Source organism: Paraburkholderia sp. SIMBA_030, from assembly GCF_046535245.1.
Taxonomy (GTDB): Bacteria; Pseudomonadota; Gammaproteobacteria; order Burkholderiales; family Burkholderiaceae; genus Paraburkholderia.
In genome coordinates this window covers 135,652-158,736 of record NZ_JAWRXB010000010.1, presented here as the reverse complement: position 1 = coordinate 158,736, position 23,085 = coordinate 135,652, and the positions used below count along the sequence as shown (strand labels likewise).

Annotated in this window: 20 protein-coding genes; 8 read left to right on the top strand and 12 right to left on the bottom strand. The window is 60.6% G+C overall.

Annotated features, from left to right (window positions below; all coding sequences use genetic code 11):
- Positions 1-147 precede the first annotated feature (147 nt).
- From SB772_RS18740 to SB772_RS18730, 3 genes are all read right to left on the bottom strand, one after another.
- Positions 148-3,441: an adenylate/guanylate cyclase domain-containing protein gene (locus SB772_RS18740; RefSeq protein WP_410834712.1), complete on the bottom strand. Its 3,294-nt coding sequence runs from the start codon at positions 3,439-3,441 to the stop codon at positions 148-150.
- Positions 3,442-4,305: 864 nt separating this feature from the next.
- Positions 4,306-4,617 carry a hypothetical protein gene (locus tag SB772_RS18735; RefSeq protein ID WP_410834711.1) on the bottom strand — a complete coding sequence of 104 codons (312 nt, stop codon included), beginning with the start codon at positions 4,615-4,617 and terminating at the stop codon, positions 4,306-4,308.
- Positions 4,618-4,916: 299 nt separating this feature from the next.
- Complete coding sequence (locus SB772_RS18730) at positions 4,917-5,390, bottom strand: YbhB/YbcL family Raf kinase inhibitor-like protein (RefSeq protein ID WP_410834854.1); 474 nt, start codon at positions 5,388-5,390, stop codon at positions 4,917-4,919.
- 506 nt (positions 5,391-5,896) lie between these two features.
- On the opposite strand from SB772_RS18730, the gene SB772_RS18725 reads away from it, so the two are divergent.
- On the top strand, positions 5,897-6,298 hold the full coding sequence (locus tag SB772_RS18725) for a DUF302 domain-containing protein (RefSeq protein WP_410834710.1): 402 nt from the start codon (positions 5,897-5,899) through the stop codon (positions 6,296-6,298).
- An 87-nt stretch (positions 6,299-6,385) separates the two neighbouring features.
- Here the strand turns inward: SB772_RS18725 and SB772_RS18720 are convergent, their stop codons facing one another.
- The 3 genes from SB772_RS18720 to SB772_RS18710 form a co-directional block, all read right to left on the bottom strand.
- Positions 6,386-7,696 carry an RNA polymerase sigma factor gene (locus tag SB772_RS18720; RefSeq protein WP_410834709.1) on the bottom strand — a complete coding sequence of 437 codons (1,311 nt, stop codon included), beginning with the start codon at positions 7,694-7,696 and terminating at the stop codon, positions 6,386-6,388.
- Complete coding sequence (locus SB772_RS18715; RefSeq protein WP_410834708.1) at positions 7,693-8,064, bottom strand: YciI family protein; 372 nt, start codon at positions 8,062-8,064, stop codon at positions 7,693-7,695. The genes SB772_RS18720 and SB772_RS18715 overlap by 4 nt, the downstream gene beginning before the upstream one ends.
- 283 nt (positions 8,065-8,347) lie before the next feature.
- Positions 8,348-8,794: an SRPBCC family protein gene (locus tag SB772_RS18710; protein ID WP_410834707.1), complete on the bottom strand. Its 447-nt coding sequence runs from the start codon at positions 8,792-8,794 to the stop codon at positions 8,348-8,350.
- A 305-nt stretch (positions 8,795-9,099) separates the two neighbouring features.
- Here SB772_RS18710 and SB772_RS18705 point away from each other — a divergent pair, with 305 nt between their 5' ends.
- Positions 9,100-9,690, top strand: a complete 591-nt coding sequence (locus SB772_RS18705) for a TetR family transcriptional regulator C-terminal domain-containing protein (protein WP_410834706.1) — start codon at positions 9,100-9,102, stop codon at positions 9,688-9,690.
- Positions 9,687-10,595, top strand: a complete 909-nt coding sequence (locus SB772_RS18700) for a haloalkane dehalogenase (protein ID WP_410834705.1) — start codon at positions 9,687-9,689, stop codon at positions 10,593-10,595. The genes SB772_RS18705 and SB772_RS18700 overlap by 4 nt, the downstream gene beginning before the upstream one ends.
- Positions 10,596-11,019: 424 nt before the next feature.
- On the opposite strand, the gene SB772_RS18695 is transcribed toward SB772_RS18700, so the two are convergent.
- Complete coding sequence (locus SB772_RS18695; RefSeq protein WP_410834704.1) at positions 11,020-12,567, bottom strand: DNA-binding protein; 1,548 nt, start codon at positions 12,565-12,567, stop codon at positions 11,020-11,022.
- A gap of 283 nt (positions 12,568-12,850) precedes the next feature.
- A complete protein-coding gene (locus SB772_RS18690) occupies positions 12,851-12,976 on the bottom strand; it encodes a hypothetical protein (RefSeq protein WP_410834703.1) in 126 nt (41 codons plus the stop codon).
- 908 nt (positions 12,977-13,884) lie between these two features.
- Between SB772_RS18690 and SB772_RS18685 the strand changes: the two genes are divergently transcribed.
- Entirely contained in the window at positions 13,885-14,487 is a 603-nt protein-coding gene (locus tag SB772_RS18685; protein ID WP_410834702.1) for a TetR family transcriptional regulator, read from the top strand.
- A 207-nt stretch (positions 14,488-14,694) separates the two neighbouring features.
- A complete protein-coding gene (locus SB772_RS18680; protein WP_410834701.1) occupies positions 14,695-15,750 on the top strand; it encodes an alpha/beta hydrolase in 1,056 nt (351 codons plus the stop codon).
- Between the two features lie 165 nt (positions 15,751-15,915).
- Here the strand turns inward: SB772_RS18680 and SB772_RS18675 are convergent, their stop codons facing one another.
- Complete coding sequence (locus SB772_RS18675) at positions 15,916-16,233, bottom strand: hypothetical protein (RefSeq protein ID WP_410834700.1); 318 nt, start codon at positions 16,231-16,233, stop codon at positions 15,916-15,918.
- Positions 16,234-16,601: 368 nt separating this feature from the next.
- Between SB772_RS18675 and SB772_RS18670 the strand changes: the two genes are divergently transcribed.
- Together SB772_RS18670 and SB772_RS18665 are read left to right on the top strand one after the other, a co-directional pair.
- The gene (locus tag SB772_RS18670; RefSeq protein ID WP_410834699.1) at positions 16,602-16,868 is read left to right on the top strand and encodes a hypothetical protein; all 267 of its coding nucleotides are present in this window, start codon (positions 16,602-16,604) and stop codon (positions 16,866-16,868) included.
- A 607-nt stretch (positions 16,869-17,475) separates the two neighbouring features.
- The gene (locus SB772_RS18665; protein WP_410834698.1) at positions 17,476-18,072 is read left to right on the top strand and encodes a hypothetical protein; all 597 of its coding nucleotides are present in this window, start codon (positions 17,476-17,478) and stop codon (positions 18,070-18,072) included.
- A gap of 295 nt (positions 18,073-18,367) precedes the next feature.
- Here SB772_RS18665 and SB772_RS18660 read toward each other — a convergent pair whose 3' ends face one another.
- Entirely contained in the window at positions 18,368-20,203 is a 1,836-nt protein-coding gene (locus SB772_RS18660; RefSeq protein WP_410834697.1) for a CoA transferase, read from the bottom strand.
- A 173-nt stretch (positions 20,204-20,376) separates the two neighbouring features.
- Between SB772_RS18660 and SB772_RS18655 the strand changes: the two genes are divergently transcribed.
- Complete coding sequence (locus SB772_RS18655) at positions 20,377-21,282, top strand: LysR substrate-binding domain-containing protein (RefSeq protein WP_410834696.1); 906 nt, start codon at positions 20,377-20,379, stop codon at positions 21,280-21,282.
- Here SB772_RS18655 and SB772_RS18650 read toward each other — a convergent pair.
- Together SB772_RS18650 and SB772_RS18645 are read right to left on the bottom strand one after the other, a co-directional pair.
- The gene (locus tag SB772_RS18650) at positions 21,279-22,082 is read right to left on the bottom strand and encodes an enoyl-CoA hydratase/isomerase family protein (RefSeq protein ID WP_410834695.1); all 804 of its coding nucleotides are present in this window, start codon (positions 22,080-22,082) and stop codon (positions 21,279-21,281) included. The genes SB772_RS18655 and SB772_RS18650 overlap by 4 nt on opposite strands.
- 11 nt (positions 22,083-22,093) lie before the next feature.
- On the bottom strand, positions 22,094-22,870 hold the full coding sequence (locus SB772_RS18645) for an SDR family NAD(P)-dependent oxidoreductase (protein ID WP_410834694.1): 777 nt from the start codon (positions 22,868-22,870) through the stop codon (positions 22,094-22,096).
- Between the last annotated feature and the right edge of the window lie 215 nt (positions 22,871-23,085).

The window sequence follows — 23,085 nt, the reverse complement described above, 5'->3', positions numbered from 1 at the left end:
GCCGGCGGCACTCGCCGAACGATCAGCCGGTACCAGTTCACGTTGCCTGCGGTTTTGCGGTTTACATGTACGAGGACAAGTCTTTCACGCAAGCGAGATTTTGCGGCTCGAATTCGACGTGAGACGATCGCCGCTCTCGCTTCGATCTTATTCGGCTTTGTTCGCCTGGCCCACGAGCGCGGCGTCGATCGCCTGGAGAGCGTGAAGGAAACCTAACTTACGCCCCTCTTCTTCGAGCCGCTGGAGTTCGGTCAGCGATGCCAGGTCTCGATTACCTCTTCCGTACGAGACGAGCGCGCGTGCCCGCGCCACGACAAAGGCGGAAAAGGGCGACGGCTCGCGGCGGGCGTAATCCTCAAGGGCCGCCGCTTGGGCCGCGGCCGCATCCCACAGTCCACGGTCGATGCATGCGTCTATCGCGTCACGTCGAAAGAGAAAGTGATTGTGGCTCACCGCCCCGGCGGCGAGCAGCGCTTCGCCTTCTGCGAGCGCAGTTTCGAAGACAGTCTGATCGTCGGTTGCGCGCGCAAGGACACCGAGATAAAACGGCTGCATATAGACGATGCCCGTTTCCCGACCGATCGCCAGAGCCGCCCCGATATCATCAAGTGCTTCATTCTGGCGCCCTGCGACCCGATGCAACTCGGCGCGATACGCGAGAGCCTCCCCTTCAAAGCGCCTCGCCTTCAACTCGCGCGCGTGCTGCAACGCCGCGTCGACATGCTCCCAGGCTCGATCCCATTCCGCGAGATCGTGCAAGCAGTGATACGCGGCATGATGGGCAATCGCAAGCGCCCGGCGATGACCGACCTTTTCGGCCGCGGTGACGCTGGCGAGTGCGGCGTCGAGTCCATCCCTCGCCTTGCCTGCAAACCAGGCCGTGATGGCGCGCATCGGCAGGTTGGCGACCTCGATTCGTCCGAACCCGTGACGTTGGCACACTTCGATGCAACGACTAAAGGCGTCGTGCGCGCTGATCATCCGGCCGCGCATGTACTCTCCATCTCCTAGCCCGCCCAACGCGGCCGCCTCCTGTTCGTGGTCGTGCACCTCGCGCGCGAGAGCAAGGCTGCGCCCGTGTTCACGCGCGCAGCCGTCAATATCGCCGCGCGGAAAACACAGATTGCCGCGCAGGAAGTGGATGCGCGCCTCTTCGCGCACGAGCCCCAGGGCAGTGGCTGCTGCGGCGGCGCGGTCGAGATCGGCCCATGCCCCATCGAGATCGTCAATGACCCGCTTCACGGTGGCACGCCCGATCCATGCCTGGCAACGCTCAGCTTCCGTAGCGGCAACCTCGAGGGCGGCTTCGAACGCGCCGAGTGCCGACGTCATGTCACCAACGTCATGCAGGACGTTGCCACGCAGGCACTCGAGCGCGACGCGGTCGGTACGCGTGGCCGCTAGTGCGAGCCCTCGTTCGACTAGCCGGAGCGCGAATTCATAGCGGTATCCAGCCGCTTGTGAGTGCGCTGCGTCGCAATAGGCGAGCGCCGCCGCAGAGTCCGCCGCCCGATCGAGATGTTCGGCACGCAGGACGGGGTCACGCTCGCGATACCACTGCGCGGCGCCTCGATGCAACTCGCGGCGCCGGCTTTTCAGCAGCCCGTCATAGACGGCGTCGCGAATGAGCGCGTGATGGAAAATGAATCCGCTGCCCTGGCGTCGCAGAAGGAGACCCATGACAAGGCGCTCCAACGCTGCATCTGCGCCGTCGAGGAGGTGAACTACCGCCTCCTTCTCAAAGAGCTGGCCGAGTACAGAGGCAGCCTGCAAGACAGTTTTGTCCGTGGGATCAAGTCGATCCAGCCGCGCTTGCACGAGACTTTGCACCGAACCCGGCACGCCAGTTCCCGCATTCTCCGCCGCATTGCGCAGCAGCTGCTCGAGAAACAGCGGGTTGCCCGCGGCCCGTTCGATACAGCGCTCCGCCAGAGCCTCCTCTGCACCAGGAAACGATTCGGCCATGAGTCGCGCCTCGCCGACATTCAGGGGACCAAGATCGAAGATCGAGTACGGCGTGCCGGCCGCCGCGCGCCATGGCTGCTCGAGCGGATCGCCCTGGGTCCGTGCTGTCAGCACCAGCACGGCTGGACACCCCGCCACCATTGCGGCGAGTCCGGCGAGGTCCTGAAGCGTCGATCCATCTGACCAGTGAATATCTTCGACGGCAAGCACTCGAGGTCGCAGGCGGCTCGCGCGTTGCACAAGCCGGGTCAGGACGTTCCGTCGGCCGCGAACGCGCATCGCGTTATCCATTGCCTCGTGGACCGCTCGCTCATCGACGGACTGGGGCACATCGACCAGGTCATTGAGGAAGAGCGCGTCGCCAGCATCGATCAAGCCGTCGGTGATCGCCCGTGCAACGGCGGTCGTGCCGACATCCCCATCACTCGCGTCGTCGAGCGCCAGGAGACCGCGCACGAGAGACTGGATTGCGCCCCGTCCGGTTCTCGAGCCGAAGTCGAGCACGAGGCCGCCGTGGCAAGCGAATCCCAGATCTCGTGCTTCGCGTTGGAATTCCTCGACAAGGTGGGTTTTGCCGATGCCGGCCTCACCGCGAACATGGACAATGTGCCCACACCCGGTCTCGCGACAGGATTCGAGCACTGCCCGAAACTGGCGCAGCTCGTCACGACGGCCGACGAACGGTCGGCCCGGCGCCGAGCGCCGAAGACCGGCAAGACACCACGCCGGAACTGGCTCCGTGAAACCCTTGACGGCAAGCGCGCCACGCTCCGCGCAGTCGAGGCGGTCAACCAGGGGGCGCCGCACAGCTTCTGAGATCAAAATCTCGCCCGGCCCGGCCGCGTCGGTGAGACGGGAGGCGAGGTTCACCGTCTCGCCGGTTACGGTGTACTCCCTGTGGGTCGCGCTACCGGTGCCACTTGCCACGACCTGGCCACCGGCAACGCCGATATGGACGGACAGTGAGCGTGCGAGGGTGCGGGACAGACCGGGCATCGCGTCGCCGATTGTGAGCGCAGCCCGCACGGCGCGTTCAACATCGTTCCCGTGCGAAAGAGGTGCACCGAAAACCGCCATGACGCAGTCACCGACATGCTTGTCGACGTGCCCGCCATGCTGCTCGATAATGCGATCGACCTGCTCAAAGTATTGATCGAGCACAGCGAGCACTTCCTCGGGATCGACTTCCCGGCTCATGTCCGTGAAACCGCACAGATCGGCGAAGAGCACCGCAACCTGCCGTCGTTCGCCCTTCGCCTGGCTCAGGCTCACAGCCGCGTGCCCGGAATCCTTTCGCGCGCGCAGCTCAGCCAATGCATCGAGCAGTTTGCGGCGATGACCGACTGAAGCGATGCCGAGTTCCTTCAGGTCGTCCGCAGTCAGACTGTGCAGAATGTCTTCGTCAATGGCGTTCTCGCGAAACACCGTCTCGTATCGTTCCATTCCGAGGCTGCGCAGCCACGCGGCGATGTCCACGATCCCTCCTGGGTGGCAGGTTCCCGGGCCGCTTAAAAGATAGCACGACTCTGGATTCGTGCACCGCCCCGTCTGATTCGCCGAAGTTCAGGCGGGCGCGATCGGCCCGACGATGGACTTAGTGAAACACGATTGCGCCATTGTTCGAGCACATCTCAAAGGCCTTCATCCAGTCACTGTAGGACTGGCAAAAGTATTTATCAGGTACTTGGGCCGCCTGATTGCGATACTGGACGAAATCCTGGTAGACCTTTCGGCACACCTCTGGGCCGATCACGCCTTCCGAGTCAGAGAAATCGATTAGCTCCCAAAATGGTCCATGATTGACTTTCCATGCCGTTTCGTCGTATCTCACTTCGATGGCTTTGTTCCGAAACGACACGCTTGGCGGATATCCGGCGAGCTTGGCCCGTTCATTTCGCCGTCGGATGACAGGACCGGCGAATCAACCACAGTCAACCCACTGTACGCGGTGACATCGAGTCCAGCGTGTGCCACCGAGGTGAACAGGAACAGAATCGGGGACAATAGCGCTCGCTTCATGACTTAGCCAAAATATCTGTGAACGGGCACTTGCCCTCCAAACTATTATCGGCACGGAAAGGTGATTCCTGAGCAATTTGGTGGTGTTCAGTGTCAGCGCGCTCGTTGCTGGCGAAGTAATCTCGACTTTCAACGATTCACCGAATGTTGTCGAACGACTCAAATTGGCCGGATTCAGTGTGGCGCGAGCCGCTGTCAGGAAGAGCTTAGGGAGAAACAAAAAGCCGCCGTCCGTGAGGGCAGCGGCTTTTCTTACAACGACTGGTGAATGAGGGCGCTTGTTCGCTCTGTCCTTGCGCCTTGGTGCGTTATTAATTGCCGTTATTTGCCAGCCGGCGACACTGTGCTTGGGGTTGCCAGCGTGTTGTTGACCCCGTAAGCGCTGGCATTGGACGTCGAGCTAGTGTTCGTGGTCTGCTGCAGGCCCGAGTTCGCCGACCCAGCGCTCATGCCGCTGTCCGAGTTGGTGGCGCCAAGCGTGCCGTAGCCGCTCGTTGCATTGGCCGGCGACACGGCGGCGGGCGACACTACGCTCGGGGTTGCCAGCGTGTTGTTGCTTTGTGCATAGGCCCCGCCCGACAGTGCGAGTGCGACGACAGCCGCGATGATTAATGTGCTGGTTGCCTTGTTCATGACCTGTTCCTCCTAGATTGGACTGGAATTTTGATGTAAACGCAGGTAACGACAAGTCTAGGAAAGCGGTCGCTGATAATTAAGCGCATTGTTCGCAAGGGTTAATTTCGCTTTTCGGAAGGACGTCCAATGGGTTCTGCTCCCAAATCTGAAGCCGGCGTGGTTCGGCATTGCGCGGTGAATGCCAGGGCGGAAGAAGCGAACGTCGCTTCTTGGCCGACCTCTGCCTGACGCGTGTATCAAATCGGCGCGACTGGATTTATTTGCCTTCAATCCCAATCCATACAACGACGCATCGTTCACCGCTTCTGATAGGTGCCGATCAGTTCCGCGTGCGTTAGCACGTGCCCCTGCATGGCCTTTTCAAGCGCCGCCTTACTGGGGCCCTTCAGATCAGGCAGTACGGTGTCGAGTGCATATAGCTTGTGGAAATAGCGGTGACGTCCGACGGGCGGACACGGGCCGTTGTAAGCGGCACGCTTGAAGTCATTGGTACCTTCGAGCGTACCGCCCGGCAACGCCTGCGCAGCAGCGCCTTCGGGCAGGCGGGTTGCCGTCGGCGGGATGTTGTAGAGCACCCAATGTACCCAGGTCATTTTTGGCGCGGCCGGGTCCGGCGCGTCAGGGTCGTCGACGATCAGCGCCAGGCTTTTTGTGTTCGCGGGCACGCCGGACCACGCGAGCGGCGGCGACACGTCGGCGCCCTGGCAGGTGTGCTGCGCGGGAATCTCGCCGTTCTGTCGGAATGCTTGCGACGTTAGGGTTAGGGTCATGATGCGCTCCTCGGCGGCAACGGTGGATGACAGCCCCGGTGTGAAGATCAACAAGACGAGCGAGAATGTCGACAAGGGCCGCGAGGTCCGTGCCCAGACCGCTCTTTCAAAGCGTTTGAGGCGGGTGTCGGGCACGTTGAGGTGCTCCGTACTCTGTTCGTGACGGGGACGGTGATTGGTGCGTGCCCTGCTCGAATCGCGACCGAAATCGAAGTGTGGCTGCTCATATCGCGACATAAGTGCCGCCCAGCAAGGATGGTTGTGAACGATGATGATTATCGCGCGCGGGTCTAGAAGTGCGACCTGGAGAAAGGGTATCACCGCTGTGAAAACCACTGCCGCTGATTGTGAGCTGCCACATATCGTATGAAGCCCGCTGGATTGTAAGGCATCAATTTGCAATGCCGCATCAATGTTTGTGCCGGTGCAGTGTCAATCGGTACCAGAAAGCAATCAATGCATTGCCGGCACATTTGCCTTCTTGGCAACGATCTCCGGAGAAGTCCATGCCTCCTCAAGCAGCCGATAACGGCATCGTCACTGTGCCCACGCACCGCTCGGTCGAGCAAGCTGCCGACAGACTCGCAACCCTGATCGAAGCGAAGCACATCGTCCTGTTCGCCCGCATCGATTTTGCGGCGGATGCGCAGCGCGTGGGGCTTGCGATGCAGCCGTCGCAGTTGCTCGTGTTTGGTAATCCGCGGGCCGGGACTCCGTTGATGCAAGCCGTGCCGACGGCGGCGCTCGATCTGCCACTCAAGGTGTTGGTGTGGGAGGACGGCGACGGCCGCGTCTGGCTCTCGTACAACTCTGCGGGCTATCTGCAAGCGCGGCATGGTGCGCCTGCAGAACTGATGAAACCCATCGACGGCATTGGCGCGCTCGTTCAGGCAGCTGCGGCCGACTGAGCCGATCGAAGTCGCGTGTCGGCGACCGTGCAGGACGAATAGGAACCGCCCAGATTTCCTTCAGCTTGAAGGGCACCTTCTGTCCAATCAGCTTGCCCTGTTCCAAGGTATCCCGTGTGCCTTGCCGTCTCCGGATGCTTGCATGAGCCTCTCGGTGCGCTTGCGCTGCAGGAACCGGCGCACGGCCGGATCGCGCTCGAGTCCGATCGCGAGATCGTACGCGCCGAGCGCTTCGGCCGTCGCGCCGGCATGCGCGAGCAGATCGGCGCGCGCGGCCCAGTACGGCTGGTAGTCGGCCAGCCGCGGATCGTCCGCATACGGCTCGAGCGCATCGAGCGCCGCCTGCGGGCCGTCCCGTTCCGCCAGCGCGAGCGCGCGGTTCACCGCGACCACCGGCGACGCTGCAATCGCGAGCAGCGCATCGTAGAGCTGCACGATCTCGTCCCAGTTCGGGCGATGCGTCCGGCAGCGGTGGACGTGCGCCGACTGCAGCGCGGCCTCGAGCTGAAAGCGTCCGATTGCGTTGAATGCGTTCGCGCGCCGCAGCAGTGCGTTGGCTGCGTCGATCATCGGCGCGTCCCATGTCGCCGGATCCTGAGCCGACAGCGGCACGTAGTCGCCGGCCGCATCGCGTCGCGCATCGCGCCGCGCCTGCGCATACAGCATCAGCGCGAGCAGACCAAGCGTCTCCGGCTCCTCGGGCAGCAGCTCGACGAGCAGTTGTGCAAGAAACAGCGCCTCGCCGGCGAGATCGCGCCGCCCGGTATCGCCGCCGACCGGATCGGTCCACCCTTGCGCATACACCGCATAGACCGCTTCCAGCACCGCAACGAGCCGGCCGGGCAACTCCTCGCGCTCCGGTACGCTGAACGGAATGCCAGCTTCGCGGATCTTGTTCTTCGCACGCACGAGGCGCTTGCTCATCGCGGCGGGCGACATCAGGAACGCGGATGCAATCGTCTTCGCTTCGAGCCCCAGCACCACCTGCAGCATCAGCGGCGTGCGAATCGCGGCCTCGAGCGCAGGGTGCGTGCACGCGAACAGCAGCGCAAGCCGCCGGTCGGGCAACATGCCTGCTTCACGCTCGTCGATCTCGTCGGCGAGGATCGCGAGCTGGTTCGCCACTTCGTCGCCGACACGGCGATGACGCGCGCCATCGAGCACCCGGCGGCGCGCAACCGTCATCAGCCACGCTTCGGGATTCGCGGGGCAGCCGCGCTCCGGCCAGTCCGCGAGCGCGGCCGCAAACGCGTCGGCCAGCGCGTCCTCGGCCGCGGCGACGTCGCGCGTGCGCATCGCCAGCAGCGCGACGAGCTTGCCATAACTGCGGCGCGCGACCGCCTCGGCAATCGAATGCGCGGTGCCGTCAGCGTCGCGGCCGCCGCCGGACGGACTCATCCAGCAGATGGCGCGTCGTACGGGGCAGTCCAGACCGGGCGCACTTCCATGAGGCCGTGCGCCGCGCCGGGACAACGCGACGCCCACGCGATCGCCGCGTCCAGGTTGGGCACGTCGATCAGGTAGTAGCCGGCGAGCTGCTCCTTCGAATCGGAATACGGTCCGTCAAGCACCTGCGGCTTGCCGTCGACGAGCCGCACCGTGGTGGCCGTGCTCGTGTGCTGCAACCGGTTGGCGCCCACCAGCGCCTCCGCTTTTTTCAACGACTCGGTGTACGCCTGATATGCGGCAACCCCTTGCTGCCGCTCGCTGTCGGTCATCTGGTTCCAGCGGTTTTCTTCCGAATAGATCATCAATAGGTATTGCATATGAACCTCCGTCATGGGGTTAAGGCGGGTGAATTACATCGGGCCGCCATCACAATGACGCTCGGGCCGCATGCTGACGGACAGGCGGCGTCGAAAAAATCGCGGACGGCGCACCAGCGTTAAGCATTCGCCTCCGTCGAGGATCGCTGGCGGCAGCGCAAGAGGCGATCCAGAGAAGGACGGCGTTGTGCTGCGATGCGCGGAAGTGAACCGCGCTCCGGCGCGCAAAGCCCCCCATTGACGGCGACCCCGAGCAACGGAGTGCACGCCTGTGCCGGCGTGGTCAGTCAGGGATCTCGGGCTCGACCAACTTTGCCAACTGAACAAGCGACTCCTGCCAGCCGAGGTAGCACATCTCCACAGGAATGACCTCGGGTATGCCCTCCTGCACGATGGTGAGCTCGGTTCCGCAGGACACCTGCCGCAATGAAATGGTGGCGTGCATCTGGCCAGGCAGGTTCGGGTTGTCGAAGCGGTCCGAGTAGCGGATCTTCTCGAACGGCACCAGTTCGACGTACTCGCCGCCGAACGAGTGGCTGTTGCCGGTGCTGAAGTTACGGAAGGACATCTTGTAAGTGCCACCAACGCGGGCGTCCATGTGGTGGACCTGACAGGTGAACCCGTAGGGAGGAAGCCACTTCGCTATCGCATCGGGTTCGAGGAAGGCTCGATAGATGCGTTCGGGCGTTGCGCGCAAGACGCGTTGGAGACGGACGGTTCCGGTAGCCATGGTGTGCTCGCTTTCACTGGAGAAGTTGAACATACTCCCACGACGATTCGGCGACACCGGTATCGACATTGGCTAAGCCAGGAAAAACCCGTATCCGTCCGGATTTTTTGATTCACCAACCGGCTGCGATCACCGAGTTACTAACGCCTGGGCAGCGGGCTCCCTGGAATGTGCGGCTCGATGCATCTAACGCATGACGGGGTATTGGCGCATGCGATAGCGAGTTCCCGGTCGGTCGAAATAGGACTTGACTCAGAATACGCACGACTGTATTTTATCCAAATACGCACGACTGTATTTCCATCATGAGCAAACCATCCTTTCGTCAAGATATTCTTGCAGCCGGCCTTCAGGTGATGCTCCGGGCGGGGTACGAGGGAGCGAGCGTGCGCGATATCTGCGCAGCCGCCGGTGCTCCACATGGCTCCTTCACGAATCATTTCCGATCCAAGGAGGCGTTTGCCGAGGAAGTACTGGACCGCTATTTTGCTCACACCAAGGGGTTAGTCAAAGAGGCGTTGGGCGACAAGTCGCTTACTCCGCGGGCGCGACTGAAGCGGTATCTGGACATCGTCAGCGGCGTACTGGCAGACGACAAATGGAATCGCGGTTGTCTGATCGGCGATTTCAGTCTTGAGACCACCTCTCAAAGCGAGCTCTTGCGCAAAAGGCTGGAGGCAATATTCCAGGAATGGCGCGCTCCATTTGCCTCATGCATCGCCGAGGCTCAAACCGCCGGTGAAATCGACTCAACGTTCGATCCGCTGGAACTGGCCGAATTTCTCCTGGCTTCCTGGGAAGGCGCAATTCTCCGTATGAAGGTGGAACGTGGCCCTGCCCCGCTCGATCGCTTCAAGAACATCGTTTTCCAGACCATATTCAAGGAGCAGAAATGACCGTCCTTTCTGACGTTGTATTGCAGCAAGTGAATGTGCTGGGTTCCACCATGGCATACCGGGAAGCCGGAAATCCCGAAGCACCGGTGGCGCTTTTTCTGCATGGGAATCCGACGTCGTCGTACATATGGCGGAATATCATTCCGCTGATTGCACCGGTGGCGCATTGCATCGCGCCGGATCTCATTGGGTTCGGCCAATCGGGAAAGCCGGATATCGAGTATAGGTTTGCCGATCATGTCCGGTACCTCGATGCGTTCCTCGCAAACGCTGGAATCTCATCGGCATTCGTCATAGCGCAGGACTGGGGAACCGCGCTGGCATTTCACCTTGCGGCCCGCCGGCCCGAGTTTATCCGTGGCCTTGTTTTTATGGAGTTCACCTGGCCGATGCCTACCTGGGAGGATTTTCACGCGGATGCACGCGAAATCTTCCAGAAGTTCAGGACGCCCGGAGTGGGTGAACAGATGATTCTTGAAGGCAATGCATTCGTGGAGCAGGTTCTTCCAGCGGCAACCGTACGAAAGCTGACGGATGAGGAAATGTCTGTATACAGAGCACCATTTCCAACTCCCGAGTCGCGTCGACCGACCTGGCGTTTTCCGAATGAATTGCCGATCGCTGGGGAACCGGCGGATGTGTACTCGACCTTGGAGAAGGCACATCGCGCTCTCGCACAGTCGTCTTATCCAAAGCTGCTTTTCACTGCCAATCCGGGCGCTCTGGTCTCGCCGATCCTCGCTGAAAGTTTTGCGAAGAAACTTAAGGACTGCAGAATTATTGAGCTTGGCGCTGGCATTCACTACCTGCAGGAGGATCATCCCGAGGTCATCGGCGCCGCTGTTAATGCGTGGCTAATCGGACTGGGAGTAGGTTCCAGCCCAAAACAAAGACTCAAATTGTAGGCTCTCCTCTGATGCGTCGGCCGGAATGAACGCCGCTGGCCGGATAAGCGACAGTTGTCTGCGAGCGTCCGGTCTATGGATGAGCGGGGACATTCTCGGGGCGAATGCGACGATCGCGACGATGCGCTCGAGACGGCGGAACAGACCAAGGTCTGACGACGTATCATTGATTGTGCGCCCCCAGTGCGATCGTCGCGACCTATGGTGCCGACATGCTCCGTTACAGCCAAAGCTGCGACGAACGTAGAAGCAGACACGACACAGCATCTAGTTCCCGTGCGGCGCTAACCGTTCAACGCGGCCAACGTGCCGCGTCAACAAACGACCGAGCAGAGAGCGGGACAACCGCTACCAGAGGCGGCCACTGCACCGCCTCCCCTCTCCGCAGTGGCGACGCCATCTCTCGAACCGAGAAATAAGTACATCAGCGCTCTACTTTCGACATAACCGCCGTCGCCGGGTCATACCGGTAGCCCTTCTGCGAAAGTCGCTCGGCCATCGTCGCCCCGATCAGCTTTTGCTGCGTGTCCCGGGATATCAACTCGCTATCCGGCTTAAGGCGTTCAAGTTCAGACGAGAGCTTCCGGATGAGCGCCACTTCTCCTGTGCTGCGTGAGTCGATGAACAATAACTTCTCGTTTGCCGAACCGAGTCGTTCTTTGAGGTCCTTGGCGTGTGCCACCCACTGTTCAGCAATCGTGCGAAGCTCGTTAAAGGCCTTCTCATGTGCTTTGGCCTGTGCCGAGATCTGGCGTTGTAACTCGGCGACTTCCTCCGCCGTCGCAGATTTGCCCGCTTGATTGGCAAGTTGAAGGCTGCGTCGCGCTTCTTCCGCTCGAGCCCTCTCGACTTCTACGAGGCGCTGCTCCAACGTCGCCGCATGCTGCTCGGCGGCCTCGGCCCGCTCCTTCGCCGCAGAGGCGTCTTGTGAAACCCGGGCCAGTTCAGCGCTCGCGACAGACGCGTCGTGCGAAACCTGAGCGAGTTCAGCACTCACAACCGCTTTCGCCTCGGTCATAGCGCCGATCTGTTCCCGCGCCGCCTCAAGTTCCCGGCCGACGCGCTGCAATTCGTCAAACTGAATCGACGCTTCCTCGCTCCGCGCTGCGCTTGTCTGGCGCTCTGCTTCGAGCGCAATGCGCGCCTCGTCCCGCTCGGCCTCCAGCGCAGCGACCCGCGCGAGGCTCTCGTTCGCCTGCGCCGTAGCGGCTTCTGCGCGCGACGACGCCGCGCCAGCCTCCTGCAACGCTCTATCCGCTTCGGCCAACTGCACCTGACAGTCGTAGCCCAACGAGGCGATCTCCTGCCGCGCCTCATCGAGCTCCTGCTTCATCTGCGCGATCTCATCGTTTTTGCTCGAAACAGCAGCGGCCAGCTCTTCACGCGCCTTGCGCTCGTCGCCAAGTTCCGCTTTGGTGTGTTCCAGCGCTGCCTCTTCCACCGACACACGCTGCGCCAGTTCCTCCGCTCGAGCCTCGGCCGCTTCGGCGCGGCCGGTCGCCGAAGCAAGTTCCGCGGTGAGGCGCGTGGACGCATCCTCAGAAGCGCTCAGCGCATTCGTCAGAGCAATGTGCCGCTCACGCTCGGCCGCAACTTCTTCCGCCGTCTTTTGGTACTCGAGTAAGACCTCATCCCGTTCCGCGCGGGCAGCGTCGAGGTGCTGATTCACGGCACTCAGGTGCTGACTGACCGCCCTGTCGGCTTCGCCTTGAGCGGCCATCCAGAGCCGGTCCGCGGCACTCATCATGGTTTCGGCAATGTGCTCCGGCAACCCGGCCTGGACCTGCATGTGGGGCGTGAGGGGCTGCCGCGCTTCACGCCAACGTTGCAAGGCCGCCGCTATGGCAACGATCGAACCGCCAGGAATCTCCGGCCAAATGGTCACGGGAGAAACTTTCCGGCCTTCCTCGACCATCCGATCTGCGATTCCCGCGATCCGTTCATCCGTGATTGTGTCTGCGTTCGTGGACATAAGCGCCTCAAACCTCATTTTGAACTGGCGAGAAACTGCGTCCCCAATACGTTACTTCATCCTGCGACATTCCCGATGAAAGGATCGCAAGGTAGCTCGGTGCGTGCGATTTGGAGGCCGATAACCGCCATTGTTATCGACGGTCGACATTATGACGGATGATGCCTGTCACCCTTATCGTGCCTCGCGCTCTCTCACAGATGCGCAGCAGGTGACATCCGGACCTTGAATCTCGTCGAATGACCGTCTGTTGCCGGCCATATCCCTTTCCGGCATTTGCCGCTTACCACGGCGAGCGCTTGTTGCTCTTTCCGAAATGCAGCAAGCGCTGCCTGGCCTCGCCGACCGCGTAGACCGGTGCGGACAATAGTTGCGCTTCGTGCAAATCGAGAATCGTGATGATCGGCAAACAATCGGCTGCTTCGATGAGCCAGATGTTTTTGCTTGCGTCTCTGGCGGCGCTGTCCAGGATGCGTTCTGCCTCAAGATAAAGTTCTCGACTGTTCGCGCACGTAAGTGGCCTTGTGCGGCAATAATATGATCTTGCCAGGCGGCTTTCGGCGCGACTGGCTCGCTGCGGACCGTTTCTTGCGATTCTGCGACATGGATCGTGTTATCTGGTTAGCCGTTTCAAACCCGGCATATTAATCCATCCAGTAACAATAAAAACCGTCATGACGATCATTTAACATAATTTCGCCATGCCGGGTGCATACACGGATTTTTTGAAAAGATACCTTTTAAAATTTTTTATATTGACTGGCGGACTGACGATTTTATAAATCGAACTGAGCGAAATGCCTCGACGATCTAACAAAAATAGACCGCTTTGGAGTGCAAGACATAATCAGGTCAATAACTGGCGAACTTGTTCAGAGTGACCGCCGCTGAACGAACCCCCATCGGCATTTCAACATGCCTGGTTTCTGGCTATAAGTTCAAGGAATATCAAGGCAACGGTTACAGCAAGCAGAGCTGCCAGGCGTCCCGCTTATTGATTGGTCCTGCCGGCCGCACTATGAGTTTCCGCGGCCGCCGCATCTTTGCCGTTGCATATTTCATCCGGCGAACGGAAGGTTTCAACAGTATCGGCCGAACTGAGCCGATCAAAAGCCGCTACTCCCGAGCTCACGGCAGACTTGCGGTAAAGTCCTGACGGTTCGTATGGCCGGCAATCCTGGCTTCTCTACCTACCTCGCAGCCGATTGCTGATGCGCCCGATACCGAGTCGGCGGGAGCTTGTGGACAACTGAGACAGGCATCCCGAGTCGCCCTCCGGGTTGTACATTTGAGACGACCGGTCATATAATTCTCACCATGTGCGCTCGCCATACCGAAGACTTTCTCGAAAAACTGCTTGAGGCAGGGGTCACGCTGTTTGCCGAAAAGGGCTTTCACGGCACTGGGGTGAAGGATATCGTCGAGCGCGCTGGCGTACCCAAGGGTTCGTTCTACAACTACTTCGAAAGCAAGGAAGCATTCGGTGCAGCGATCCTGCGGCACTATGCGGACTTGCAGGCAGCCGAATGGCAGCAGTATTCGCGCGAAGCGGATTCACCCGACCCGCTGCTGGCGCTTCGCACGATCTATGGACGGATCGTCGCCGACTACGAGGCTTGCGACGACCGCTGCGGTTGCCTGCTCGGCAACTTCGCCGGCGAAATTGCTCAGTCGAGCGAGCTTTGCCGGACGACCGCGCGCCAGACAGTCGACGAATGGCGCGTAGGCTTTGCCGAGTACCTTCGCCGCGGCCAGAACCACGGCTCCGTGCGCAACGATCTGTCCGCAGACGCGCTGGCGGACTTCTTCTGGAACGCGTGGGAAGGTAGTCTGCTGCGAATGAAACTGGAAAACTCGATCGAACCGCTGAAAGCCTGTGTGTACTTGATGTTCGATCTGTTCTTCAAATCCGCCCCCTAACCTCTCAATCCTCCTGACCTCGTTGTGTCTCGACCGGCCACATCCTTTCATCAAGTTTAAGACGACCGGTCATCTATCTTAAAGGAAGGGTATTTCATGCAAAACTTCACGTTTCATCACCCCACGAAGATCATTTTCGGCGAAGGCCAGATTGCCGCGCTCGATGCGCATGTGGCTGTTTAAGCCAGAACCGGAGACAGTTCTACAATGAAGCTCACTAAATTCCTCCTGCTCGCGTGCGCCGCCTTCGCCTCAGTTTCCGGCGTGGCGCTTGCGGACGACGGTGCGCTAGCGCCCCGCCAGGTGCCCGCGAAGGCCATTCCGGTGCCGAAGGAAGTCAGCCCCCAGTTGCAAAAGCTCATCGCGGCGCCACTCAACCCTGCATGGAATGTCTTGTGGACGACGGGCGAGCAATGGAGAACGGCTGCCGACGCACAGGCCGCAAAGGTCATGCAAACGCTCCCGGCCATGCGCGAGCGTCTGGACGTGACGGTGCAGGCATCGACGATCAACGGTGTGAGGGTGCACATCGTGACGCCCAACGATGTTCCGCCCGAACATCGCGACAAGGTGCTGATTCATATCCACGGCGGCTGCTACGAACTTTACCCTGGCGAATCGGGTACGGGCGAGGCCATCATCATGGCGGGTCTCGGACACTACAAGGTCATTTCGGTCGACTACCGCATGCCGCCCGAAGCGTATTTCCCCGCAGCGCTCGACGACGTCGAGACTGTGTATAAGTCGGTGCTCCAGACGAACGACCCGAAGAATGTGGGCGTTTTCGGAACCTCGGCCGGCGGCGCGCTCGTGCTCGAGTTGATGCTGCGCGCGAAGCAGGAAGGGCTGAAAATGCCGGGTGCGATCGCGCCCGGTACGCCGATGTCCGACCTGACGAAGGCTGGCGACTCGTTCTACACGAACGAAAAGGTGGACAACGTCCTGGTGTCGCCCAATGGGTTCTGCAATGCCGCGGCAGTTGTCTACGCGCACGGTCATGATCTGAAGGACCCGCTGCTCTCACCTGTCTACGGAGATATGCATGGCTTTCCCCCGGCGATCCTGACCACGGGAACACGCGACTTGCTGCTCAGCAACACGGTCCGTGTGCACCAGAAGCTTCAGCAGTCCGGTGTCGATGCACAACTCGAAGTTTTCGACGGAATGTCGCACGCTCAGTACCAGATGGATGATCGCGTGCCCGAGGACAAAGCGGCATTCGCAGAAATCACTCAATTCTTCGACAAGCACCTCGGCCATTGAACCCCACTCGAGAGGAGCGCTTTCGCTCCTCTCGACAACCCTTAACGAACTCTGAAGTTCGTGGTCGACTTGCAAAGGGGCGGGTCGGACACAAGCCGAGGCGGTGATCTTTCGAAGCATTGAGACCGTAGAAGTACGACTGATAACCCTATCCAATGCTGTCGCTCAGGCCGCGCTTTGTGCCACTACATGCCGATTTGACCCGCGTTGCTCCTTGCTCGTCGAAGTGAAATCGGTTGCCTGAAGCGGAACCGTGCCTGAACTTGAACGCTTCGTGCCGGCTTGAGCCAGCATGCGATTCAGATACAAATAGAAGTGTTCGAGCTGTCTCGCGTCCGAAGCTGCGGCTTCGAGGTCGAATACATCCTCGAGCACGCGGCGCGAAACATGGAAACGTTGAAGACCGCGGACAATACGAATCTGAAAGACGACGCCGTCACTATTGTGTGGCACCGCTGCCCAGATGAGCGAATGGCTAGCCATGGAGCCCCCCGTGAATCATGTCAGATCAAAAGCTCGTCGACTCATGTTCGCACATCTCCACTGGAGGCGAATCTTTTCAAAATTGTGACGCTTCATGATTTGACATTTTTACCACGATGACCATATTGCAGCGCAGCAGAATAGCGGTAGTCTAAGCCGCGTGTAAGGGGGAGCGGGTTCAAGCTCATTGCTTTCAGTGAGAACACCTTCCCGGTTGAGGACGCCGCACGGACGGGGGGCAAGCGTTGATCAACCTGGCGGATAACGAACCCGCGAGCGACTCGCCACCGAGACCGCAGGTGAAGGACTTTTGTAAGTCCGCTATGCGAAAATCAAAATCTACCCCTATCGGTCAGGAAGTGACAGCCATGGATCAGCCCCATGCGAACCTTACGGCACCGCTCCTTACCGTCGACTCGACACTATGGTTTTCGGCCTACGGTTTTGGTTGGGGATACTGCGCTTTTGCGCTCCCTGCTGAAACGGTTTGTGAAAAACTCGGCGCTGCGAACGAGTCCCCGAAACAATTGATGCTTGCCTTCGAGCTTGGCAAGCGTCGGCTTTTGCAGGTCGTAGAGCAGAAAGCGTTGCCGGGCACTGGCGAACGGATAACGCTTTCGACCGTTGATTTATGACGGCGGCCGGCGCACCCGGCAACAGTCGATGCTCGGTCCGACCCGTTGCACACGATGATCCGGAGGCTGCATCAACGGCAGTTCCAACGCGCAACCGTCATCCTGTCCCCAGTGCTGGCCGACCGGTGAGGCCTTCGCAGTCATCGGCTATCGCTCGATAGTCCATCATTCGCACGGCGCGATTCTGAATGCGCCTGCCTTTTGTCCGATATTCATTTGGCATCTGCAGATATTGTGGATTACGCTGCTTTTTGCTATGCGACTTTAAAGCGTGGCTGACTCACGAAGTCACAATTGCGCGGACTTTCGTGCATCCCTTCTGCACGTGCCTGCCGACGCCGAGCAAAAAACGACTGCTTGGTGAAGCGTTTCGTCGGTTAATTACTTTGGCCCACGCCGAGGCTTTCTCGCATCCCACGCGGGAACAGCCGATCGCATCGACGGCCCCTCTTTCGCTTATCGCTCGTTTCCGCAAACAGCGGCAGCCGGGTATTACTGCACCAATTTTTTAATTTCATTTGTTTGAATTGGGCGCCTTATCCCGCCAGGCAATGGGCTCCTGCGCGCCGTGATGTTACACGCCTGGCTGGGTGGCAAGGAGATGATCATGAAGATCAAGCAATTTAGCATTCTGTCAGCAACCGCCGTTGCACTTCTCTTGCTCAGTGGCGCCGCGCAGGCCGACGGCCCTGGCGGCCACGGCGGCTCCCGCGGCCTTTGCTCGAACGCAACCCTCAAGGGACCGTACGGGTTTACCGGTCACGGAGAAATTCTTGGGTTGATAGGACCGGACAATAAGGTTCATCCGTACAGCGCTACGTCGATCCTTGATGACGTCGCCCTGGTGACGTTCGACGGCGCAGGCGGTTTTACGCGCACCGACTTCGGGGTTATCGGCGGGCTGCCGAAAGGCGGGTTGACTACATTCAATCCGAACCAGAACGGAACCTACACGGTGAACTCCGATTGCACCGGTACCATGAAAATCGTCTATACCGCCGGCGGAGCCGTGCCGGCCGGCGTCGAGACTGATCTGAACATCGTCGTCGCTGCCGACGGGACGCTCATCGAATCCGTTGTCTACAGGGCGGTCACCGTGTCAGGCACGAGCGGGGACCGCATGGTGACGTGTCCACAGTTTTGCGAGCAAGCTGTGCAAGAAAGTTTCGAGGGGAAAAAAGTCGTGGTCTACGGCTTCCGCTAGTCGAGTCCCAGATGGGCTCACGCTCGCTAAGATGCTTGCCATGAGCGGCGCTGAGCCCGACCTTTGGCGCAGGTTTTTGGTCCTTTAATTCCCGCGCCTTCGGCCTGACGATTGGGTCGCCTCCCGACCCCTCGCGATACGGCGCGGCGGCCGCTGGTGCTCGCGATGCGGGCGGACACCGACGCCACCAACATGATCATGGCTGCCCAGGGAGGCCGAGCGTCGATCGCATGATCAGGAGTGTGAGTCCGTTCTTGGGGGCGCAGCGGATCTCCGAACGTCCGCGTGAATCTCCCTAAATCGAAGAGAGCTGTGCCGTTCCCGGACGCGTCGGCCGCTCTGGCGCGCCGGGCACGCGTCGCACGCTCGCCGCTGTCCGCGAGAGTCGATACGGAAGCTTGAGCACGGGCCATGCATGGCCGCTTGGGTCAATCGCGGTACTCAACGCATCATCGCGAAATGCGGGATCTTTTATCAACGTTTGCACCCTCGCCACGTCGCTTTCGGTCGCGCGCGCTGACCGCCGATTTCCTGCTGCGAAAAGCGCAGACCATGCCGCCACATCCTGCATGGCGATTTCTATGAACTTGCCCTCGTCGCTCGACGGCGCCGCAAGACGCGCGACGATTGCAAAGAGCGCTGCCTGGCCGCCGAGAATATCCGCAGCAGATGCGCCGATCTTGACCGGTTCACCATCGCTGCGCGTTAGGTCCATCAGACCACTCATCGCCTGAATCACCGTATCGAACGCGGGCCTGGCAGGATACGCGGTACGGACGCCAAATCCAGAAATGGAGCAGTAAGTGAGGCGTGGATTGATATGGGAGAGAGCGTGGCGATCGAACCCCAGCTTGACGAGCGCGCCGGGCCGCAGGTTTTCGACGAGCACATCTGCATCGGCGAGCAGCGTCCTCAAGTACGCACGGTCGTCTTCCTTTTTCAGATCGAGCGATACCGTTCGCTTGTCCGTGTTGTTGAGCGCGAAGAAATAGCTGGTCCCGCGCTGTCCCGGTGACCACGTGCGTGAGAGCTCGCCCTCCGGCGCCTCGACTTTCACGACATCCGCGCCGAGGGCCGCAAGATGTTTGCCGACGAGCGGAGCGGTCGTGTATTGACCGATTTCGATCACCTTCATGCCAGTAAGCGGACCTGCGTCCGGGTTCAGGTCGTCGCGCGTGCTGGCGGCAGCACGCGCTCCGTCCGACAACGGGGACTCGCGAAACAACGAAACATGGCGATAAGTCTCGCTATCGATAGCCCCTGTCCTCATCCGCGCCGCCGCGTCTTCATGACGCAAGGCGAAGTTCGGCTCATGTGCAAGTCCTTCGACAGATACGATCGGTCCCGCCGGTATCCCGAGGCGCTCGCAAAGCGAAGAACTTTCTGCCGTAGTCATCCTGGAAGTCCACTTTTCGAGCAAGACATCGAGTTCTTCGACGTGGCGCACGCGTTCGCTCAAGGTCGAAAAGCGCGCATCCTCGAGATCGGGCTTGCTGGCCGCGCCCTTGATCTTGCGCCATTGATCCTCCGTGCTCGTGCAAATGACGATCCAGCCGTCGCGTGTTCTGTATGCGTTCCAGGGCGCGCAGGAAGGGTGCCGGTTTCCGACACGTCCGACCGGATCGCCCGCAAATGCGGCGGGCAGAAACGTCGTGAGCGCACCAACGGCGCACCCGAACAAGCTCACGTCGATGTTCTGGTTCAAACCGCAAATGCGCCTGACGCGTAGCGTCGCAGCGATCGCCGCCGAAGCGTAAAGCGCCGCCGAGATCTCCGTGAACGGCACGCCGATACGCACGGGCCCGCCATGCGAAAAGCCGGTCGTGTCCATGAGGCCGCTCATCGCCTGAATCTCCGTATCCGCATATGCGGTGTTCTCGCCCGCACGCTGCTGCCCCATCGCGGTGATGTCGCAGACGATCGTATCGCCCGATGCCTTGAGCCGCGCAATCACATTCTTCTCCGCTGCAGTGCATGTGTCCGACGATACGATCACCACGTCATACGCGAAGTCGTCAATCGTCACCGATTTCGAAGACGCGATCTGAGCCCCGGCCTGCGTGAGTATCGTCGCGCTCAGTTCGACGGCCTCTCTCGCGCCGGACGCCAGAATCCGCATATCGTTCAACATGATTGTCTCCTTGAGTCTGTCTGCGTTTCCTTGCATCGACGATATGGCGCGAGCAATTCGCCGACAAACGACATTTCCTGCGCATTCGCTTGAGATTTGCTGATGTGAACAACACGGCCGCCTACGTATCAATCCCCGCATCCGGCGCGTTCACTGCGTGCTACCATTTTTCTATGCGAACCCTTCCGTCACTCAATGCGCTGCGAGCCTTCGAGGTCTGCGGCCGTCTGCTCAGCGTGCAGCTCGCGGCCAACGAGCTGAACGTCACGCCTGCTGCCGTCAGCCGGCAGATCAAGCTGCTCGAAGACCAGCTCGGCGTGCAGCTGTTCGAGCGCGGCCATCGTTCGATCACGTTGACGGCGATCGGCGAGCGCTATCTCGCTGACATCGTGCGTGGTTTCGAAACGATGCGAACCGCGACCATTAATCTCACCGAGGTGCGTCGCCGCCGCAAGCTCAAGATTCGCGGCTACACGACCTTCGCGATGAACTGGCTGCTGCCGCGTCTTTCCACATTTCATCGCGACCATCCCGATGTCGAGGTCGTCTTTACGACGTCGCTGCAGCCGGTTGACTTCAAGACCGAAGATGTCGATGCCGCGATTCGGCTCTCGCATGCGCCGTCGTCCGACATCGGCTCTGATCGCCTCGTGCCCAACGAACTCGTGCCCGTGTGCAGTCCAGACTTCCTGCGCGCGCATCCCGATCTCAACGACGCCACGCCCGATACGCTCTCGAACGTGACACTTCTACATTCGCTGGCGCGTCGCGAAGACTGGGCGAAATGGCTCGATGCAGCCGAAGTGCGCGGCGTTAATCCGCTTGGCGGCCTCAGCTACGAAAGCTCGGTGCTCGCGTACGCCGCGGCGATGCAGGGACACGGCGTCGCGATCGCGCAGCGTGTGCTCGTTGCCGATCAGTTGCACGAAGGCGCGCTCGTCATGCCGTTCTCATTCGTGCTCGATCTCGGCGCGTTCACTTACTACCTCGTGTATCCGCACGAACATCTGCAGAAGCCTGAGTTCGCCTCCTTTAGAGACTGGCTTCTCTCCGTGAGCGCCGCATCGCCCCACGCTTAACGTCCCTTGAAGCGCGGACTGCGCTTTTCAGCGAACGCCATACGCCCTTCGACGCGATCTTCCGAATCGCGCATCGCACCCCAGGCGAGTTCCGTGAATTCGATTGCCTGCGCGAGCGGCACATTGCTGCTTGTCTCGACGATCTTCTTGATCATCTGCACGGCGAGCGGGCCATTCGCCGCGATCATGCTCGCTATCTGACGCGCCTTGTCGAGGAGCGCGGCTGGCGCGGCGACATCGGAAACGAGACCCACGCGTTCTGCGTAAGCCGCGTCGATCCGGGCGCCGGTGTACAGCATTTTCATCGCGATGGCGGAAGGAACGGCCTTCTGCAGCGCCTGTATGCCGCACACCGCGGGAATGCTCGCGACGACCGGCTCGGGCAAGCCGAACACCGCGTTGTCCGACGCGACCCGCAAGTCGCATTGCAACGCGAGTTCGAGTCCACCGCCGAGGCAATAGCCATTGATCGCCGCGATGAGCGGCTTGAAAAGGCGCAGCGATGTCAGGTCCATCATCCGCACGTAAATGCCTTCGGCGGCAGCGCGATCGACTGGCCTCACGAAAGACGAGGCAAAGCTCGTTTCCGGCGGCAGTGTGTTCTTGAGATCGGCCCCCACGCAAAACGACTTACTTCCTGCTCCCGTGAGCACGATCGCGCGCACGTCGTCGTCATCGCGCGCCGTGGCGAGCGCCGCGCGCAGCGCCTTGAGGCTGTCGAGGTCGAGTGCGTTGAGCGCCTCCGGGCGATCCAGCGTGACGATCGCGACATGCTCCGACTTGCTGTAGTGAATGGTCATGATGCGCTCCGTCAAACGCTGGGCGAGGACAGCGAACGCCCGCCGCACACATAGAGCGTTTGCCCGGTTATGTACGACGCCTCCCGCTGCGCAAAAAACGACACGGCTTGTGCGATATCGTCGGGCGTGCCAATGCGCTGCGCGGGCACGGACTTCAGCAAACGCTCCTGAAGCGCGGCATCGAAGGTGCGGAAAAGCGGCGTATCGACGATGCCCGGCGCGACGGCGTTGACCGTGACGCCTGCGCTGGCCCATTCGAGCGCAAGGCTGCGCGTGAGGCTGACCACGCCGCCCTTCGACGTCGAATAGTTCGACTGCCCCACGCCGCCGAGCCAGGCGCGCGACGCGATGTTGACGATGCGCCCATAGCGCGCAGTCGACATATGCGGGAGAACCGCGCGGCAGCACAAAAAATGCGACTTCAGATTGACGCCGATGACAATGTCCCAGTCTTCGTCGCTCATTTTCGTGATGCGCTTGTCGCGCACGATGCCGGCGTTGTTCACCAGTATGTCCACGCGCCCGAAGCGCTCGATCACGGTGTCGACGGCTTGATTGACGAACCCGCCGTTCGTCACGTCGACTGGCAAGCCGATGACCTCGACGCCTGAAGCCGCGAGTTCGGCGGACGCCTGATCGAGCGCCGCGCGATCGAGATCGAACAACGCGATGCGCCGACTTTGACGCGCCAGTGCCTGCGCGATGCCGAAGCCGATGCCCCTCGCGCCGCCGGTGACGATCGCGACTTCGGCGATATCGGCGTCGCGTGAATGAAGTGAAGCGTTCATGAAATGTCTCCGTGAAATCCAGTCCGCAATCCGTGGATTCCATGCTAGGGCGCGCGGCCCGTCCGCTTCAAACGACTTTTTTCGGGACTTCGATTGACTTGCGGTCAATCGACAACGCGCGTTTTCGATGCAAAAAAAATCAATCGAAACCGCAGAAAAAGTCGTTTGTCCGGCGCGCACCTCGAAAACTAGGATGCGTTCATATGCCGCCGGCA

Bases quoted from the DNA above. Each gene is read 5' to 3' on its own strand.
- SB772_RS18735 (WP_410834711.1), bottom strand. From the start codon at position 4,617: ATGAACAAGGCAACCAGCACATTAATCATCGCGGCTGTCGTCGCACTC.
- SB772_RS18730 (WP_410834854.1), bottom strand. From the start codon at position 5,390: ATGACCCTAACCCTAACGTCGCAAGCATTCCGACAGAACGGCGAGATT.
- SB772_RS18725 (WP_410834710.1), top strand. From the start codon at position 5,897: ATGCCTCCTCAAGCAGCCGATAACGGCATCGTCACTGTGCCCACGCAC.
- SB772_RS18720 (WP_410834709.1), bottom strand. From the start codon at position 7,696: ATGAGTCCGTCCGGCGGCGGCCGCGACGCTGACGGCACCGCGCATTCG.
- SB772_RS18715 (WP_410834708.1), bottom strand. From the start codon at position 8,064: ATGCAATACCTATTGATGATCTATTCGGAAGAAAACCGCTGGAACCAG.
- SB772_RS18710 (WP_410834707.1), bottom strand. From the start codon at position 8,794: ATGGCTACCGGAACCGTCCGTCTCCAACGCGTCTTGCGCGCAACGCCC.
- SB772_RS18705 (WP_410834706.1), top strand. From the start codon at position 9,100: ATGAGCAAACCATCCTTTCGTCAAGATATTCTTGCAGCCGGCCTTCAG.
- SB772_RS18700 (WP_410834705.1), top strand. From the start codon at position 9,687: ATGACCGTCCTTTCTGACGTTGTATTGCAGCAAGTGAATGTGCTGGGT.
- SB772_RS18695 (WP_410834704.1), bottom strand. From the start codon at position 12,567: ATGTCCACGAACGCAGACACAATCACGGATGAACGGATCGCGGGAATC.
- SB772_RS18685 (WP_410834702.1), top strand. From the start codon at position 13,885: ATGTGCGCTCGCCATACCGAAGACTTTCTCGAAAAACTGCTTGAGGCA.
- SB772_RS18680 (WP_410834701.1), top strand. From the start codon at position 14,695: ATGAAGCTCACTAAATTCCTCCTGCTCGCGTGCGCCGCCTTCGCCTCA.
- SB772_RS18675 (WP_410834700.1), bottom strand. From the start codon at position 16,233: ATGGCTAGCCATTCGCTCATCTGGGCAGCGGTGCCACACAATAGTGAC.
- SB772_RS18670 (WP_410834699.1), top strand. From the start codon at position 16,602: ATGGATCAGCCCCATGCGAACCTTACGGCACCGCTCCTTACCGTCGAC.
- SB772_RS18665 (WP_410834698.1), top strand. From the start codon at position 17,476: ATGAAGATCAAGCAATTTAGCATTCTGTCAGCAACCGCCGTTGCACTT.
- SB772_RS18660 (WP_410834697.1), bottom strand. From the start codon at position 20,203: ATGTTGAACGATATGCGGATTCTGGCGTCCGGCGCGAGAGAGGCCGTC.
- SB772_RS18655 (WP_410834696.1), top strand. From the start codon at position 20,377: ATGCGAACCCTTCCGTCACTCAATGCGCTGCGAGCCTTCGAGGTCTGC.
- SB772_RS18650 (WP_410834695.1), bottom strand. From the start codon at position 22,082: ATGACCATTCACTACAGCAAGTCGGAGCATGTCGCGATCGTCACGCTG.
- SB772_RS18645 (WP_410834694.1), bottom strand. From the start codon at position 22,870: ATGAACGCTTCACTTCATTCACGCGACGCCGATATCGCCGAAGTCGCG.